Here is a 16,901-nt window from a genome sequence, read left to right as displayed (position 1 = left end):
AATGAAATCATTAAAATCAATAATAGCAGGCGTCATTATCCTAATGGCATTTGTTATTGCGGGGTGTACAAAAGAAAATTATCCCTCCAGAGATACCAGCGGAATACTCCCTCCGGTAATTGATACAACAACACCGCCACCACCGGTTGATACAACACTGGTAATGTTTGATGCCTGCGATGCAGTGGGTGATTGGGGTAGCGATTGGCAAACCGTTGGTACGCCTATCGTTCAAACAACAGGACAAAAAGAAGGTACAGGTTATATCCAGGGAACAATTACAACGGGTAACGATTTTCTTCAGTTCATTAAACAACAAAGAACGCCTGCATTAGATACAAAAACAACAGTAGACAACGGGCAGTTAACTTTTTGGTTAAACATCCCGGATGTAAGCAAATTGAAATTAGATGGACAGATACAGATCAGTAGTTCAGGCACTAATCCTGATTCTAAAAGATATGGATGGGACTTTGCGTCTATCATTCCTACTTTACAAAATGGATGGAATCATATCACCTTAGATCTAAGTGCTGCAAATGTTGCCGGCGACGGACCTGCAGATTTAACTGCAGTTAACTTCTTCAAAATGTTCTTCTGGACAGCTGATAAAACAACTGCAGATTTTGTTTGCGCAATAGATGGCATTCAATTTAAAAGAAAACAAACCACCACACCACCACCGGACAATAGTGTAGAGATCGATCCTGCAGATGCGATCGATGGCTGGGAAACAGTAGGTACACCTGTTATCGCAACAACAGGACAAAAGCAAGGTACCGGTTATTTACAAGGAACTATTCATCCTGATAATGACTTCTTACAGTTCATTAAAACCTTAGCAACTAATGTTGATACCAAAGTAACAATGACAACCGGTCAATTGCAATTCTGGTTCTATGTTCCGGATGTTTCTTTAATGAAATTAGATGGACAGATACAATTTGGTAGTGCAAAAGATCCCGATAAAAATCGTATTGGCTGGGGATTAGCAAATATAATCCCAACATTGAACAATGGTTGGAACCTGATAAAATTAAATTTTGCCGATGCGTATGTATCAGGCGATGGTGGTCCTGATCTGACAGCCATGAATTATTTTAAAATGTTCTTCTGGCTTAACAATAAACCGGCAGCAGATCAAACCTTTGGTATCGATGATATTAAAGTAGTTGCGGTACCACCACCACCTCCGGTTGTAATAGACAATTGCGATGCGGCAGATGGTTGGGAAACAGTGGGTACTCCTGTTATTGCTACTGCAGGACAAAAAGAAGGAGCAGGTTACTTACAAGGAACATTGAAAACAGGTAACGACTTTTTACAATTCATTAAAACCTTGCCAACCAATGTTGATACTAAAGTAACCATAGATAACGGTCAATTGCAATTCTGGTTCTTTGTTCCTGATGTTTCTATTTTAAAATTAGATGGACAGATACAATTCAGTAGTGCAAAAGACCCGGATAAAAATCGTGTAGGTTGGGGCTTAGCAAACATAATCCCAACATTGAACAATGGCTGGAATCTTGTCAAGCTTAATCTTTCAGACGGGTATGTATCAGGCGATGGTGGTCCAGATCTGACAGCCATGAATTATTTCAAAATATTCTTCTGGTCAACAGATAAGGTTGCAGTTGATTATACGTTTGGAATTGATAATATTATTATTCAACGTAAATAATTAAAATAGGTAGCAGTAGTTTTCTCAATTAGCAGCGAATGGCAGGAAACAAGAGTGATCTGTTTTCTGCCTTCTTTAAACAAATGATAAAGCGGTTTATATGAGAGCAGGAAACGTAACAGCAAAAGTAAAAGCAATAGCAATATTGATTGTTGTAGGTGTTGTTGTAACAGGAACGATCTCCTGGATAAAACAAAATAAAAAGGTAAAGGCTTCTATAAGCAACCCGATCATACGGGATATGTACACCGCTGATCCATCAGCGCATGTATGGGCAGATGGAAGATTGTATGTATATGCTTCGCATGATATTTATCCTGCAAGAGGTTGCGACCTGATGGATCAATATCATGTATTTTCTACTAATGATATGATCCATTGGAAAGATCATGGAGAAATATTACGTGCCAGCCAGGTTCCCTGGGGCAGAACCGAAGGTGGTTTTATGTGGGCGCCGGATTGTGCATATAAAAATGGGAAATATTATTTCTATTTTCCTCACCCAAGCGGAACAGATTGGAACAAAACCTGGAAGATAGGCGTAGCCGTTAGTGATAAGCCTGCCAGCGATTTTAAGGTACAGGGTTATATACAAGGGTTAGAATCAATGATAGATCCTTGTGTGTTTATTGATGATGACGGACAGGCATATTTTTATTATGGTGGCGGTGGAACCTGCAAAGGGGGTAAGTTAAAAGATAATATGACGGAAGTTGATGGCGAAATGAAAACCATGGAAGGCTTACAGGATTTTCATGAAGCTACATGGGTACATAAAAAAGATGGATTGTATTACTTATCTTACTCAGATAATCATGACAAAGACGGTAAGCATAACAGGATGAATTATGCGGTAAGCAAAAGCCCGTTAGGTCCGTGGGAGTATAAAGGCATTTATATGGAGCCAACGGATAGCTATACCAATCATGGTTCTATTGTAAAATACAAAGGACAATGGTATTCTTTCTATCATAACAGTGCCTTATCGCACCAGGATTGGTTGCGTTCTGTTTGCGTAGATAAATTATATTACAATGAAGATGGTACCATTAAAATGGTAGTTCAAACATCAGGATTAAAAGATTCTGTGGCGAGTAAAAAATAAATAAACTTATGAATAAGAGCAGATCGATTTTTGTTGCGTTTATATTAATAGTATTGGTTAGCTGTTCCAAAAGCAGCACCACAGGTACTCCACCTCCGCCTCCTACAGATACAACTACTACTGTCGATACAAGTAATTATGCGGCATGGAGGTATTTTGATGCGAACCATAAAAATCCTTTCATAACGGACATGTACACTGCTGATCCATCGGCGCATGTATGGGCAGATGGAAGATTATATGTATATGCTTCGCATGATATACCACCGGCTTACGGTTGTAACTGGATGGATAAATATCATGTGTTTTCTACCGATGATATGGTGCATTGGACTGATCATGGGCAGGTGCTGGAAGCAAGCCAGGTAAATACATTGCAATACCCGGGTACGTCCGAAGGCTCTTTTATGTGGGCACCTGATTGCGCTTATAAGAATGGAACTTATTATTTATACTTTCCTCATGCGGTAGATTCACCATGGAATACAAATTGGAAAATTGGAGTAGCAACAAGTTCTGAACCTGCAGCCAATTTTACTTTTCAAAAATATATTGACGGATTAGAATCATTGATCGATCCTTGCATATTTGTTGACGATGACGGACAAGCTTATTTGTATTACGGTGGCGGCGGCACGTGTAAAGGAGGAAAGCTGAAATCTAATATGATGGAGATTGACGGGCAGATGAAAAGTATGGATGGCTTACAGGATTTTCATGAAGCAACCTGGGTGCATAAGCGAAATGGAATGTACTACTTATCGTATGCCAACAATTATAGTAATAGCAATGCACATAAAGGAAATCAAATGGCGTACGCTGTAAGCAGCAGCCCATTAGGTCCATGGCAATATAGAGGTGTTTACATAGAATCAACAACAAGTTCCACAGACCACGGTTCCATCGTACAGTTCAAAGGTAAATGGTATGCATTCTATCATAATTCTGCAATATCAAATTACGATTGGCTTCGCTCTGTGTGTGTAGATACATTGGGGTATTATGATAATGGTCTTATTAAAAAAGTAATTCAAACTACAGGGAATTAATTTAACTGTAACAAAACGATAATTGAAAATAAACAAACGTAAATAACAGTAATATGAAAAAGCTTGCGCTAAATTTTTTGTATGTATTAACAGCGGCAATACTTGCCTCAAGTTGTGCAAAAGATATTGACCTGGGAAGGTATAAGCCATCTGGAGGCGGTGATGATACCACGGTTACTACTCCTTGGCCTTCTCCTGCCGGTGATGTAGTAGGAAAGATCACCGTGGGGTACCAGGGATGGTTTGCATGTGATGGCGATGGTGGTCCATCAGATACAAAGTGGTGGCATTGGGCCGGCAATTGGGGGCAGGCGCCTTCTTTAACCAATACAGCAATCATATCCTGGCCGGATGTTCGTGATTATACCAATACTTACGCTACCGCCTATCCTAACTTAGGAAGCGGGGATCCTGCAAAATTATTTTCTGATTATGATGCGCAAACTGTGGATGTGCAATTCTCCTGGATGCAACAATATGACCTTGATGTGGCCGCGTTGCAACGTTTTAATCCTAATGGTATAGAAGGTCCGGTAAGAGATGCTGTTACAGCTAAGGTGAAAACCTCTGCAGAAAAATATGGCCGCAAGTTTTATATTATGTATGATGTAACGCAGTGGACAAACATGCAAACAGAAATTAAAGCCGATTGGACAAACAAAATGAAACAATATACGTCATCATCAGCCTATGCTATGCAAAACGGCAAACCGGTTGTTTGTATCTGGGGCTTCGGATTCAATGATGATAATCACCCCTGGACCCCGGATGTTTGTTTGGATGTTATTCAATGGTTTAAAGACCAGGGTTGTTATGTAATAGGGGGTGTTCCCACACACTGGCGTGATCAGAATAGCGATTCAAAGGCCGGCTTTATCAATGTATACAAAGCATTTAACATGTTGTCTCCATGGATGGTGGGTCGTATGAGCAAGCCAATTGATTCCGATAATTTCTATACTCAAACAAATGTTCCGGATGTAGCCTTCTGTAAAGCCAATGGGATAGATTATCAACCTTGCGTATTACCCGGTACATTACAAGACAAACAGCGTGCTCACGGAGATTTCATGTGGCGTCAATTTTATAATATGACAAGAGCAGGCTCACAAGGTATTTATATTTCAATGTTTGATGAATATAACGAAGGAAACCAAATTGCGAAAACAGCAGAGAATGCATCTATGATCCCTGCCGGTTCCGGTATTCTTGGTTTGGATGAAGATGGCACTGCTTGTTCATCAGACTATTATATGCGTCTTACACAGGATGGTAGAAAAATGTTCCTGGGAACTATTGGGTTAACTGCTACACGTCCGACAAAGCCGATGCCTTAAGCAAAATTTTAGTAGAGAAAAATATAATAGAAGAGTTATAGCCATTGATCGTTTCATTGTTTTTAGATGGGCATCTGTAAAGATGCCCTATTTTTAATAAAATATAGTATGCATACTTTTTCAAAAACGATTGCAATATTGATAAGTGGAATATTTTGCTTATCAACAGTTGCTGTTCGATCTCAAACCAATCCATCTGTATTGAATTATTTAAGCCCTGAAATTGGCGGGGTAGGATGGATGCTGGAGCCGACAAGGCCTGCCATGCAGCTTCCAAATGAGATGATGCGCATGACGCCTATCCGTAAAGATTACCTGGATGATGAGATAAGCAGCTTCCCATTGATCGTGGTTTCGCATCGAATAGGGCAGGCTTTTTCGTTATTACCGAATACAGATAATGTAATAACCGAAAACAGTTGGAATAAAAAAATAGCATACGATCAAAGCTATGAACAACGTATGCCCTGGCATTACAAAACTTATTTACTAAATGATGATGTTACGGTAGAATACACGCAAGGAAAAAAAGCCGGAATGTTTCGTTTTACTTTTCCTGTTAACGGGGTTAAAAATTTATTATGGAATACCTATAGCGGTGGTATAAACAATTGGCATTTTATAAACGATAGTACATTTACTGGTATGCAATGGTATGCTCCTGAAAAAGGACATGAGCCAATTAAAGTGTACGTGTATGGCAGGTTCAATCATCCTGCACAAAATGGAACGATCACTAATGGTTCAATTGTTTCTCAAAAAGATATTGAAGGTGAGTCTGTAAAAGCATACAGTAGTTTTAAAAATGCAGGCAACACTATAGAACTGCGCTATGCCATATCTTATATCGATGAAGAACAGGCAAAGAAAAATTTTACGGAAGAGCTGATCAATGTTTCTTTTGAACAATTATCTGCCAAAGCAAAAGCAGCATGGGCAAGTACTTTAGGGCAAATACAAGTGCAAGGCGGCACAGATGCAGAGAAAAGAAGTTTTTATACAGCCTTATATCGTTGCTATGAACGTATGATCAATATTACTGAAGACGGAAAGTATTACAGCGGTTTCGATAATAAAGTGCATACAGATGCCCGTCCTTTTTATGTAGATGACTGGACATGGGATACATACCTGGCATTACATCCTCTACGCACTATTTTAAATCCGGCGAGAGAAGAAGACATGTTACAATCCTATGTTCGCATGTACGATCAAAGCGGCTGGATGCCTACCTTTCCGGTGTTGTTTGGTGATCATGCATGTATGAATGGCTTTCATTCTTCTGTAATGTTGTTAGATGCTTATCGTAAAGGCTTGCGCAATTTCGATTTCAACAAAGCATATGAAGGCATGCGCAAAAATTCTACACAAGCAACCATGCTTCCGTGGCGCAACGGCCCGGCTTGTTCACTGGATTCATTTTATTATACCAATGGTTACTTTCCGGCGTTGCGTAAAGGCGATACTGAAAGCGTAGCAAGAGTGCATCCTTTTGAAAAACGCCAGGCTGTAGCCGTTACATTAGGCACTTGTTACGATGATTGGGCAGTAGCGCAAATGGCTAAGGATCTTAATAAGCAGGATGACTACTCTTTGTTTATCAAAAAGAGTGACAATTATAAAAACTTATGGAATGCAGATAAAAAATTCTTTTTGCCTAAAGATGATAAAGGCAATTGGATAGATATTGATCCTAAGTTTGATGGCGGCATGGGCGGCCGTGATTACTATGATGAAAACAATGGCTGGACCTATTTATGGCAGGTGCAGGAAGATATTCCCGGTTTAATAAATTTAATGGGCGGACAAAAAGGATTTGAACAACGCCTGGATCAGTTATTCCGCGAAGGATTGGACAGAAGCAAATATGAATTCTGGGCAAAGTTCCCTGATGCAAGCGGGTTGGTAGGACAATACTCCATGGGTAATGAACCAAGCTTCTTTATTCCATATCTATATAATTACACCGATGCGCCGTGGAAAACACAGCAACGTGTTCGCTTATTATTAAAGACCTGGTTCGATGATAATATATTCGGTATTCCAGGCGATGAAGATGGTGGTGGCATGTCTGCCTTTGTAGTATTTTCTTCTATGGGTTTTTATCCTGTTACTCCGGGTAAACCTGAGTATACGATCGGAAGTCCTGTATTTACCAATGTTTCCATCAGCTTGCCGAATGGTAAAACATTTAAAGTAATTGCAACCAATGCTTCGGATGTAAATAAATACGTACAATCAGCCAAGCTAAATGGTAAAGTATTGGATACACCTTTCTTTACGCACAATGATATTGTAAATGGGGGAACATTGGAATTAATGATGGGAGATAAGCCGAATAAAAGCTGGGGAGTAAAATAGGTTATTGATACTCTTAGTAGGTGGATGAAAATTATATGACAGGTAAGTTATTTTTCGTTTTCCAGGTAATAGAAATATGATTTTAAAGGATAAGAAGAATGATTTTCATCTGATCCTAAGGTCTTAAATTCTCTTTTTATTAGCTCAATTAAAATAGGCCTTAATGGTTTATTTTCAATTTTAGCACAATTTGCCTTGACCCAATAAAGTTTTGATGAATTAGGAAAGTCTGCTAATGCCTGCGAAAGTTCTTTATCATCATACCTGTTTTTGTCAGCCTTGCCCATAAAGTAACTAATTGCAAATCGCTCATCTTTAAAATCAGTCCAGCCTAGCTTGTCAATGAATGAGTCAACTTTATCATTCACGGTTGCTTGTAGGTAAGCATAAATATTTAATGTCTCTTTGTCTTTTGTTTTTTTAGCAAGGTTAAGTAAATCGTTCCCACGCTGTTTATAAAAATCATTTTCAGATAGTATCTTATTAATAAAGCATATCCGTAGAAGATCGGATGTTAATTGACCATTGGTAGGCAAAGGATTAGAATCCATAATTAATTTATTCTGGATCAATATTGACTTTATAGAATCGCTATTGTTTCCCGATTTTGAAAGATTCTTGATCTTTACGTATGCCTGAATGATTTTGTAATCATTGTCGTTTTGATTGAGCTTGTTTTTTGCAAGAAGAAGATCTTCTGCCAAAAAATATTCCTGAATAACTGAATTCCACCAATCTAACTCCCAATTCATGTCAAGAAGGATCAAGGGATAAAATGCCTCTATATTCCCCTGTTCAATTTCTTTGCGATAGTCATTTCTAAGTTTTATTTGGTCAGTTCTGCCATAAATGGTATGTATGGCAAAATCAATACTCGTATGATGATTGGGATGGTCTGATTTGTTCCAATTTTCAATTGATTTCTCAACGTCACCTATATTTATATAACAGTCCGCCAACCAAACATTAACTCTAAAATCTTCCGGTTTTTCTTTTTCATACTTTTCATAAAGTTTTGCGGCTTCTTCAAATTCTCCATTTCTATGAAGTTCAATTGCATATTCTAAATTAAAATTAAGATCCTCTGGTTTTGATAAATAAGTTTCCTTGTGAAGTTGAAAAGACTTGTCTTTATCTATATCATAAAGCAAACCACCGATAATATATTTCTTGTATTCATTGTCTGTGTTTTTTAATAACGTAACAATACAATTGTCCAGGTCAGAGGTTACCATGCAACTATCAAAGTCTGTCATTGCTATTTTCAATTTTATTTTTGCCGTTTCAATTTTGCTCTGGTTTGATACAAGTGTTTGTGAATAGCAGCAAAAAGAGAACAGTACTAATATTAGTGGTATGAGGAATTTCATAATGATTGGCTGTCGGGTTTAAGCTTTAGTGATGTAGCAGTAGGACAATGTTGACATCAATTTCATTGTCTTTCAGTTAGTGTTATTTTACATTTATCAAAATCCATTTTAATGTCTGTAAAATGGATTAAACAATTGTTCGTTGTGTCATTGTCAACTGAGTAGTCAATCTTTTTTATAAAAATTGGAATTAGCCCATACTTGCTGATCTCATACTTCATCAATGGACCGCCTGCAAAACCTTGGTCAGCGATATATTCTATTTTATAGTTTTTAATTGTCCAGCTATTTTCTACTCTTTGGTATCCTGACATTGAATTCATGAAAGCGAAATAACCGAAAATAATAAACAAAAGTCCCGAAAACAAGATCGCAGAAATAATTTTAATGGACTTCTTTCCAATTTGTTTTGAATAAAACCCATACAAACAACTTAGCGCTGTTAAGCCCAAAATTTGAGGAGTATAAGGTATTGTATAGCCGTATCCTGTTAATAGTGGAAGTAATAGGAATAGACTTATTCCCAAAATGTAGAAAGTTGCCTTCTTGTTTATGAAAAAGTCAAAAATAAGTCCAGCAATGGGAGTCAAAAAGAGAATAAAAAGTTCATTTCCGTGTAGAAAAAACCAAGTCATACTATATTATTTAAAATTAGCATCAATGCTTTGACAAGATCGCAAAAGTAATTTTAATTGTCTTCTTTCCAATTTGCGAAAAATTTTAAGAGATCTAACAATCATTTACTTCTATAAATACCCTCTACAGGGTATGTTCTCATGTACTCCTTTTATTGATTTTTACATCATCATTAGCCTTAAAAAAATTATATAGAAGGAACATTTGAATTTACGGGTTATGACCCGCAGTCAAGTACTTCTATAAATGTAACCAACAGTACTTTTAAAGTAAAGATTTCATCGTAAGCATCACTAAGGACAGCAGTATGTTTATTGATCAGGCTCTTCCTGCGGGAAGAGCTTTTTAGTTTTAAAAAATAAGCGGTGAGTATAATAATAGTTACAGTTTTACATCAAACAACTCGTTCAGCTTATGCAATTCTAAAATAGTAGTTTGTTCTTCATCACTTTCCCTGTACATCGGTACAAATTTTTTATGAAAAATGATCTCCTGGAAAGTATAAGAAGTGCGTTGCAATACCAGGCTGGAATAAGTGTCGTCAAAACCACGTACCAATACATATACTTCCACATCGGCAAATATCATATCATCTACACTAAAACCCCATAGCGGACTTTGTTCATCAATTGGATGAACCACGGTCCAGTTCATCGGCATATTCTCCACTCTTGAGCGCTCCAGCGGTAAATTAAAATATTTGTAAGTCGCATCTTTATCAGGATTATCCTGCAGCTTTAACCCAATGTTCACCTGTATCTCTACATCGGTCAATACATGTTTGTCTTTATAAGAAGCAAAACGAAACATCAGTGCAGTTTTATCTCTAAAGGGAGAGATCAATGCCTGTTTACTAAAGACCAGGTATGATTTGGGTTTAGAGAATCGTCCGTAAATTAAACCCGTTGCAACAGCGAAAGATAAAAAGCCGCTCATTGCTTCAATAGCAGCTACCAAATTTGCCGCATCGCCTATTGGGTTTACACGCCCATAACCCACAGTAGTAAATGTTTCCGTGCTAAAATAAAAGACCTCTTTAAACAGTTGCCACGATGTGGTGGCAGTAAGCCCTTGTAATTGCTGCGGACCGATCAGCAGGTAAATAAAAGTATATATAAGATTAATGGAGAAATATGTCAATATGATCGTAATAAAAAATTTCCAGCGGGACATATTTAGCATGGAATGATAAATGCTGAATCGTTCCCATGCAGGCATACCTTCTTTGCGGATGTTGAAACTTCCGTCGCGGTTAATATAACGACCTCCGTTATTGGTAACATTCGCCCCAAAGCCTGTATCATTATTAACTTTAGAAAAAGGATTGCTTCTTTTAAATCGAGACATATATGCAGTTTTTTGGATTACTGTGTAAATTAATAAAAGCAGAAGAAGGAAAACACTAAAAGTTAACAAGCTGTAAAACCAGGTTAATACTTTCTCAAAAAAACGTATAAAATATGGCTGTTGTGCTGTTTGTTTTTATATTGCACGCTAAAATAGAACGAATGAAAAATTTATTACTTGCGTTAAATATTGTTTTGCTGTCCGCGGTAGGGTTTTTGTTTTATAAACAGTATTCTGGCAATGGCGGAACAGATAATAAAAATAAAACAGTTGTTGCATCCAATAGCTCACAACCTGTAAATGCATCCCGGATGGCTTGGATAAACATGGATTCTTTACAAAATAACTATGAATATTTTAAAGAGAAGAAAAGCTCTTTTGAAAAAGAACAACAGGCAGGAAATGCCGACCTGGAAATGTACCAGCACAAGTATGAACAGGAGCTTGCAGAACTTCAGCAAAAAGCGCCAACCATGACGCCGCAGCAACAGGAAGCCGCTTCAAAAAGATATGCAGAGATACAAAGAGATCTAGGTATAAAAAAACAAAACCTGGATAACCAGCTTTATCAATCTTCTTCCAGGATGAAAGATTCTATTTATAAAAAAGTACAGGATTTTTTAGCTGATTATAATAAGGAGAAACATTTCAATTATGTGTTTTCATATGAGCCGGCATTGATTGTTTACAGAGATTCAACATTGGATATTACCAATGATGTGATTGACGGCTTGAATCAAGCATATAAAAAAGAGAAAAAGTAAAATTTTGTTTCACCAAGGTTAACATTTATCTTCAACTCCGTTTACCAAAACGGATTTTTTTATGTCGGAAAACCAAACTGCTTTTAAACCCACACTTGGCTTATTTGATGCTACCATGATCGTTGCCGGGTCTATGATAGGGTCAGGTATTTTTATTGTAAGTGCAGATATGCTGAAATATGTAGGCAGTTCCGGCTGGTTGCTATTTGCATGGCTTATCACCGGTTTTATGACCTTAACTGCAGCGTTAAGCTATGGCGAGCTGAGCGCTATGTTTCCGAAAGCAGGCGGACAATACGTTTATTTAAAAGAGTCGTACAACCCTTTGATCGGCTTCTTATACGGATGGAGTTTTTTTGCCGTGATACAAACGGGAACCATTGCCGCAGTAGGAGTAGGCTTTGCAAAATTTGCGGGTTATTTTATTCCTGCATTGGTGTGGGACGATGCCAATACATTTAGCCTGTTGGGATTAAAAGTTCATTATGCGCAACTGGTGGCAATTTTGTTGATCGTGTTCTTAACATTTGTAAATACTAAAGGCATTCAAACAGGCAAGATCATTCAAACTATTTTTACTTCCACCAAGCTATTATCTTTATTCGGTTTAATATTAGCCGGCTTCATTGTATTTAAAAAAGATATCTGGCTTAGCAATTGGCATAATGCATGGACACTGCAGAATATCTCTAAAGAAAATGGTGTTATTAGCTACACGCCGCTTCTGACAGCAGTAGGCTTGGGTGCTATTGCAAGCGCCATGGTGGGCAGTATCTTCAGTAGCGATGCATGGAACAATGTAACATTTATTGCAGGCGAAATTAAAAACCCCAAGCGTAATATAGGACTGAGTTTGTTTTTGGGAACATTGATCGTTACCATTATTTATATTTTAATGAATGTTGTATACCTGGCAACAGTTCCGTTAAATAATTTGGCTTTTGCACAAGACAACCGGGTGGCGCTTGAAGCTTCTCATGCCATATTTGGTGATATCGGCACAAAAATTATTGCGATCATGATCATGATCTCCACATTTGGCTGCAATAACGGTTTGATATTAGCAGGAGCAAGAGTATATTATACAATGGCAAATGATAAATTGTTTTTCAGGCAGGCATCTAAACTAAATAAAAACATAGTGCCTGAATGGGCTTTATGGATACAATGTGTAATGGCTTGCGCATTATGCTTAAGCGGTAAATACAGTGATCTGCTGGATATGATCTCTTTTGTGGTAGTGATGTTTTATGCACTTACCATTTTTGGTGTATTCATTCTTCGCAAAAAACGCCCTGATGCAGAACGACCTTATAAAGCATTTGGTTATCCTGTGCTTCCTGTTATATATATATTGATGGCAATTGCATTTTGTGTATTACTTGCTATATATAAAAAAGAATATACCTGGCCGGGCTTGCTTATTGTACTTATAGGTATCCCAATTTATTATCTTGCAATTGCAAACAAACAAAAAGATTAATACTGCATGAATTTTGATGATCTATTTCAGCATTTTGCTAAACTGAAAGTGGCTGTAGTGGGGGATGTAATGCTGGATACTTATTGGTGGGGTAAAGTTGACCGCATCTCTCCGGAAGCGCCGGTGCCGGTGGTGGCTGTTTCAAAAAAAGAATTCAGGATAGGTGGTGCGGGAAATGTGGCATTGAATCTTCAGTCATTATCAGCCAATGTTTTTTTAATAAGTGTTTTAGGTAAAGATGATGATGGGAAACAATTTATAGAATTGGCTAAAGCCAACGGCATCAATACCGATTACCTGGTACAAAGTGAAGAAAGAACCACAACAAATAAGATCCGTATCATCAGCCGCAACCAGCAAATGATGCGCCTTGATGCGGAAATGACAAATGATATTAGCATTGATGATGAGAACAAATTAGTGCAAAGCGTTGAAGCATTCATCGCTTCGGAAAAACCTGATGTAATAATATTGGAAGATTATAATAAAGGCGTGCTGACAGAAAGCTGCATCGCTAAAATAATTGCATTAAACAGGCAAAATAATATTATAGTAACGGTAGACCCTAAACGAAAAAATTTCTTTGCTTATAAAGGGGTGGATATTTTCAAGCCAAATCTGAAAGAAGTAAAAGAAGCGTTAAACATTATAGCTGATAATGCTGATCTGTCGTCATTGGAAAATATCCATTCGCAACTGGAAGCTAAGCTTCAACATAAAATATCATTTATTACATTATCCGAAAAAGGGGTTTTTTCTCAATCAGGCAAAACTGCAGAATTGATACCGGCTCATCTTCGTAACATTGCGGACGTTAGTGGAGCAGGGGATACAGTGATTGCTGTGGCATCGCTGGTATATGCAGCTACAAAAGATATGCATTTAATGTCCGAAATAGCCAATATAGCAGGAGGTATCGTTTGTGAAGAAGTAGGAACGGTGGCAATTGATAAAGTAAAACTGTTGCAGGAGTGCAAGCAACTATTGTAGATCTTTTATTATTTACATAGATGAAAAAATATGCGGTAATTGTTGCGGGGGGAAACGGAAGTAGAATGAATGCGGCTATACCTAAACAGTTTTTATTATTGAAAGGGAAGCCAATTCTTTATTATACTATTTCTGCATTTTTAAATGCTTATGCTGATATTGAAATTATTTTGGTGTTACCTACGCATTACTTTGTAAAAGGAGTAGAGATCATTCGTTCGTATTTTCCCGATAAAAAAATGCTTCACATCATTACAGGCGGCGAAAATCGTTTTACATCTGTACAGCATGGATTAGGACTGATAAAAGAAGAAAGCATTGTATTTGTACATGATGGCGTAAGATGCCTGTTAAGTGCTACATTGATACATCGATGTTATGAAACTGCGTTAGCCGCAGGTACTGCCATTCCCGTAGTTAATTCAAAAGATAGTGTGCGCATTGTAGAAGAAGATCAGAACAAAGCAATTGACAGAAATAGTGTAAAGCTCATTCAAACTCCGCAAACCTTTAAAAGCAGTATTTTACTGCCGGCTTTTCATGTGAAATATAAAGAACAATTTACCGATGAGGCTACTGTGGTAGAGGATTTCGGCGTAAAAGTTACTTTAGTGGAAGGAGAGGAGCAAAATATAAAGATCACCCACCCCATCGATCTTTTAATTGCAGAAAAGATGCTGGAAGAAAAATAAATCAATACAAAAATTACCTAACTTACCGCAGTAAAAAAACAGTATGACGACAGTAAAAAATATTCTTGATTCAAAGCAAAAGGTTTTTAATATTGTTCCATCCGATACATTGGTGTACGATGCACTGGTGCAATTAAATTCTGTAAATCTTAGTTATTTGGTTGTAATGGATGGAGAAGAGTACAAAGGCATTTTTGGTGAACGTGATTACACCCGCAACGTTATATTGAAAGGACGTGCCAGTAATTCAACGATGGTAAAAGAAGTAATGACAACCGACCTGCCGGTAGTTACTTTAACAGATACAGCTGAACATTGCATGCACCTGATGAATGCACACAAAGCACGTTATTTGCTGGTTTACGACGAAAAAATGCGTTTTATAGGAATTGTAACAATTCATGATATTCTGCGCCAGGTAATAGCCAATCGTGAACAGGTATTTGATTCAAGTCTAACCAATGCATTATTGGATACAGACGAATATAGCGGAGTGCTTTAAATTTTTTTTAAAATAGCTCTATTGTCTTTTAAAGATCCTGGAGCTATTTTCTTTTCTTCATTTTTACTTTCTGTAAATTCTCCTTTACTTTAAATTGCACCATACGTGTAATTAGTTTTACAGGTAATGGCTGATCTAACGGAAACTGAACAGCTCCTTTGGAATTTTTATAACCGTCAATTTCTTTGGTAAATGCTTTAATACCGGACCCGGTAGGATAAAAGCCGATATGATTCTTATATCCGGCAAAATAGACCACTGCTCCGTGGTATTTGTAAGCGGGCATTTTATAACTGATCGTTTCTTCCGCTTTTGGAGCAGCTTTTGTAATGATCTTTCTCAACTCCTGTAATAAAGCTGCGGTTTCTTTAGGGAATGCAGCAATGTATTGATCAACTTCGTTCATAACTCTTAAAACTAAATTATTATTTATAAAAATTAAAACGCTTATCTCGTTACAAGATAAGCGTTTTAGCCGGTGAATTATTAATGATACTATTGAATAAATATCGTTTTGTTTAATTGCATGCTTTTGCCTGAAAGTTTTACAAAATACATTCCCTGGAGCAAGGTTGGTAATTGTAATGTTTTTATAGAGGATCCCCCTGCATGATCTATTGCGGTAGAAAATACCTTTACGCCGCTGACTGTATAAAGCGTAACAGCATAATTATCTTTTTTCAATGCATTTAATTGTAACGTCAAACTGTGATTAACGACAGGATTTGTTGCAGTGATGGATGCTTGTGTATTATTGGCGTTAAGCGATAAAACATTTGTGTACGAAACATTTCCTGCATTATCAATAGCCTTTATGCGATAAAAGTTATCAGCATTAAAAGCCGCACTCCACGAATAGGATTGTGCATTCGCAGCTGCTACAGTACCAATTTTGGAAAAAGATTTTCCGTCGGCAGAACTTTCAATATCGTATCGTGTAATGTTTGTTTGTACTCCAACACTCCAGTTAAAATTAATAGTATTATTTACCGGGTGTGCATTAAAGCTGGTAAATGTAACAGGCAGAACCGTTACGTCATTAACGGTTAATGCAATAATAGACTGGCCGGACCCGCCACTTCCGCCTGCAAAAGTGATAATAATGTTTCCTGCCGAACCATCGTAGTTAACAACAAGCGTGTCTGTTTCGCAAGTGTTTTTTGTGTTGGTAGTAGTTTTGGTAACACCGTTTTGATTATTACTCACTGTAACAGCCCTGGCAGTGCTTGGTTGCTTAATGGTATAAATGAGTGAACCGCACCTTGTTGCCGTAAGCGTCCAGCTTTTACTGCTGGATGAATAGGAAATACCGCCGGTAATATTTGAATTACAATCGGGCACTGAAGTGCTGTAATTAGTACCCGTAGGCGTAGTAATATACGCAGGCTTTGCTGCCGTAAAATCGATTGTTGTAGGATAGCTCGATAATTGAGCTTTGGTAACAGTCGTTACTAAAAGCAGTACCGGTAAAATTTTTGTGAACGATTTTTTGTTGGTAAGCAAAAGAGTAGCAAGTAAATTTTGTTTCATTAGATGGGATTTAGCAATTGTTAAATTTTTTTCAGGCAAACACAAGATATC

15 protein-coding genes are annotated in these 16,901 nt (G+C 37.5%); 10 read left to right on the top strand and 5 right to left on the bottom strand.

Annotated features, from left to right (window positions below; all coding sequences use genetic code 11):
- The first annotated feature begins 1 nt into the window (after position 1).
- The 5 genes from K9M53_RS09570 to K9M53_RS09550 all read left to right on the top strand — a co-directional run bounded on the left by K9M53_RS09570 (position 2) and on the right by K9M53_RS09550 (position 7,536).
- Positions 2-1,684 carry a hypothetical protein gene (locus tag K9M53_RS09570; RefSeq protein ID WP_224014213.1) on the top strand — a complete coding sequence of 561 codons (1,683 nt, stop codon included), beginning with the start codon at positions 2-4 and terminating at the stop codon, positions 1,682-1,684.
- 100 nt (positions 1,685-1,784) lie between these two features.
- Complete coding sequence (locus tag K9M53_RS09565; protein ID WP_224014211.1) at positions 1,785-2,789, top strand: family 43 glycosylhydrolase; 1,005 nt, start codon at positions 1,785-1,787, stop codon at positions 2,787-2,789.
- Between the two features lie 8 nt (positions 2,790-2,797).
- Complete coding sequence (locus K9M53_RS09560) at positions 2,798-3,838, top strand: family 43 glycosylhydrolase (protein ID WP_224014210.1); 1,041 nt, start codon at positions 2,798-2,800, stop codon at positions 3,836-3,838.
- Positions 3,839-3,891: 53 nt separating this feature from the next.
- The gene (locus K9M53_RS09555; protein WP_224014209.1) at positions 3,892-5,175 is read left to right on the top strand and encodes a glycoside hydrolase family 71/99-like protein; all 1,284 of its coding nucleotides are present in this window, start codon (positions 3,892-3,894) and stop codon (positions 5,173-5,175) included.
- A gap of 108 nt (positions 5,176-5,283) precedes the next feature.
- Positions 5,284-7,536 (top strand): GH92 family glycosyl hydrolase, encoded by a 2,253-nt coding sequence (locus K9M53_RS09550; protein ID WP_224014208.1) that lies wholly within the window; start codon positions 5,284-5,286, stop codon positions 7,534-7,536.
- A 47-nt stretch (positions 7,537-7,583) separates the two neighbouring features.
- Here K9M53_RS09550 and K9M53_RS09545 read toward each other — a convergent pair whose 3' ends face one another.
- The 3 genes from K9M53_RS09545 to K9M53_RS09535 all read right to left on the bottom strand — a co-directional run bounded on the left by K9M53_RS09545 (position 7,584) and on the right by K9M53_RS09535 (position 10,889).
- A complete protein-coding gene (locus K9M53_RS09545) occupies positions 7,584-8,792 on the bottom strand; it encodes a tetratricopeptide repeat protein (protein ID WP_224014207.1) in 1,209 nt (402 codons plus the stop codon).
- Positions 8,793-8,968: 176 nt separating this feature from the next.
- Positions 8,969-9,541 carry a hypothetical protein gene (locus tag K9M53_RS09540; RefSeq protein WP_224014206.1) on the bottom strand — a complete coding sequence of 191 codons (573 nt, stop codon included), beginning with the start codon at positions 9,539-9,541 and terminating at the stop codon, positions 8,969-8,971.
- A gap of 382 nt (positions 9,542-9,923) precedes the next feature.
- Entirely contained in the window at positions 9,924-10,889 is a 966-nt protein-coding gene (locus K9M53_RS09535; protein ID WP_224014205.1) for an ion channel, read from the bottom strand.
- A 161-nt stretch (positions 10,890-11,050) separates the two neighbouring features.
- Here K9M53_RS09535 and K9M53_RS09530 point away from each other — a divergent pair, with 161 nt between their 5' ends.
- The 5 genes from K9M53_RS09530 to K9M53_RS09510 all read left to right on the top strand — a co-directional run bounded on the left by K9M53_RS09530 (position 11,051) and on the right by K9M53_RS09510 (position 15,320).
- A complete protein-coding gene (locus tag K9M53_RS09530; RefSeq protein WP_224014203.1) occupies positions 11,051-11,653 on the top strand; it encodes an OmpH family outer membrane protein in 603 nt (200 codons plus the stop codon).
- Between the two features lie 61 nt (positions 11,654-11,714).
- Entirely contained in the window at positions 11,715-13,136 is a 1,422-nt protein-coding gene (locus K9M53_RS09525; RefSeq protein WP_224014201.1) for an APC family permease, read from the top strand.
- Between the two features lie 6 nt (positions 13,137-13,142).
- The gene (locus K9M53_RS09520; protein ID WP_224014199.1) at positions 13,143-14,126 is read left to right on the top strand and encodes a bifunctional heptose 7-phosphate kinase/heptose 1-phosphate adenyltransferase; all 984 of its coding nucleotides are present in this window, start codon (positions 13,143-13,145) and stop codon (positions 14,124-14,126) included.
- A gap of 20 nt (positions 14,127-14,146) precedes the next feature.
- Positions 14,147-14,818, top strand: a complete 672-nt coding sequence (locus K9M53_RS09515; RefSeq protein WP_224014197.1) for a 2-C-methyl-D-erythritol 4-phosphate cytidylyltransferase — start codon at positions 14,147-14,149, stop codon at positions 14,816-14,818.
- A 43-nt stretch (positions 14,819-14,861) separates the two neighbouring features.
- Positions 14,862-15,320 carry a CBS domain-containing protein gene (locus K9M53_RS09510; protein ID WP_224014195.1) on the top strand — a complete coding sequence of 153 codons (459 nt, stop codon included), beginning with the start codon at positions 14,862-14,864 and terminating at the stop codon, positions 15,318-15,320.
- A 43-nt stretch (positions 15,321-15,363) separates the two neighbouring features.
- Here K9M53_RS09510 and K9M53_RS09505 read toward each other — a convergent pair whose 3' ends face one another.
- Together K9M53_RS09505 and K9M53_RS09500 are read right to left on the bottom strand one after the other, a co-directional pair.
- Positions 15,364-15,726 carry an iron chaperone gene (locus tag K9M53_RS09505; RefSeq protein WP_224014193.1) on the bottom strand — a complete coding sequence of 121 codons (363 nt, stop codon included), beginning with the start codon at positions 15,724-15,726 and terminating at the stop codon, positions 15,364-15,366.
- 89 nt (positions 15,727-15,815) lie between these two features.
- On the bottom strand, positions 15,816-16,850 hold the full coding sequence (locus K9M53_RS09500) for a T9SS type A sorting domain-containing protein (protein WP_224014190.1): 1,035 nt from the start codon (positions 16,848-16,850) through the stop codon (positions 15,816-15,818).
- Between the last annotated feature and the right edge of the window lie 51 nt (positions 16,851-16,901).

Origin of the sequence: Ferruginibacter albus (assembly GCF_020042285.1) — a bacterium.
GTDB classification, from domain to species: Bacteria; Bacteroidota; Bacteroidia; order Chitinophagales; family Chitinophagaceae; genus Ferruginibacter; species Ferruginibacter albus.
The sequence above is the reverse complement of the archived record's forward strand: the minus strand, read 5'-3'. Positions and strand labels throughout refer to the sequence as shown.

What these genes read in the sequence shown, in the direction of transcription:
- K9M53_RS09530 (WP_224014203.1), top strand. Translation starts at nt 11,051, where the DNA reads ATGAAAAATTTATTACTTGCGTTAAATATTGTTTTGCTGTCCGCGGTA.
- K9M53_RS09555 (WP_224014209.1), top strand. Translation starts at nt 3,892, where the DNA reads ATGAAAAAGCTTGCGCTAAATTTTTTGTATGTATTAACAGCGGCAATA.
- K9M53_RS09535 (WP_224014205.1), bottom strand. Translation starts at nt 10,889, where the DNA reads ATGTCTCGATTTAAAAGAAGCAATCCTTTTTCTAAAGTTAATAATGAT.
- K9M53_RS09565 (WP_224014211.1), top strand. Translation starts at nt 1,785, where the DNA reads ATGAGAGCAGGAAACGTAACAGCAAAAGTAAAAGCAATAGCAATATTG.
- K9M53_RS09545 (WP_224014207.1), bottom strand. Translation starts at nt 8,792, where the DNA reads ATGACAGACTTTGATAGTTGCATGGTAACCTCTGACCTGGACAATTGT.
- K9M53_RS09515 (WP_224014197.1), top strand. Translation starts at nt 14,147, where the DNA reads ATGAAAAAATATGCGGTAATTGTTGCGGGGGGAAACGGAAGTAGAATG.
- K9M53_RS09510 (WP_224014195.1), top strand. Translation starts at nt 14,862, where the DNA reads ATGACGACAGTAAAAAATATTCTTGATTCAAAGCAAAAGGTTTTTAAT.
- K9M53_RS09560 (WP_224014210.1), top strand. Translation starts at nt 2,798, where the DNA reads ATGAATAAGAGCAGATCGATTTTTGTTGCGTTTATATTAATAGTATTG.
- K9M53_RS09550 (WP_224014208.1), top strand. Translation starts at nt 5,284, where the DNA reads ATGCATACTTTTTCAAAAACGATTGCAATATTGATAAGTGGAATATTT.
- K9M53_RS09500 (WP_224014190.1), bottom strand. Translation starts at nt 16,850, where the DNA reads ATGAAACAAAATTTACTTGCTACTCTTTTGCTTACCAACAAAAAATCG.
- K9M53_RS09505 (WP_224014193.1), bottom strand. Translation starts at nt 15,726, where the DNA reads ATGAACGAAGTTGATCAATACATTGCTGCATTCCCTAAAGAAACCGCA.
- K9M53_RS09525 (WP_224014201.1), top strand. Translation starts at nt 11,715, where the DNA reads ATGTCGGAAAACCAAACTGCTTTTAAACCCACACTTGGCTTATTTGAT.
- K9M53_RS09540 (WP_224014206.1), bottom strand. Translation starts at nt 9,541, where the DNA reads ATGACTTGGTTTTTTCTACACGGAAATGAACTTTTTATTCTCTTTTTG.
- K9M53_RS09520 (WP_224014199.1), top strand. Translation starts at nt 13,143, where the DNA reads ATGAATTTTGATGATCTATTTCAGCATTTTGCTAAACTGAAAGTGGCT.
- K9M53_RS09570 (WP_224014213.1), top strand. Translation starts at nt 2, where the DNA reads ATGAAATCATTAAAATCAATAATAGCAGGCGTCATTATCCTAATGGCA.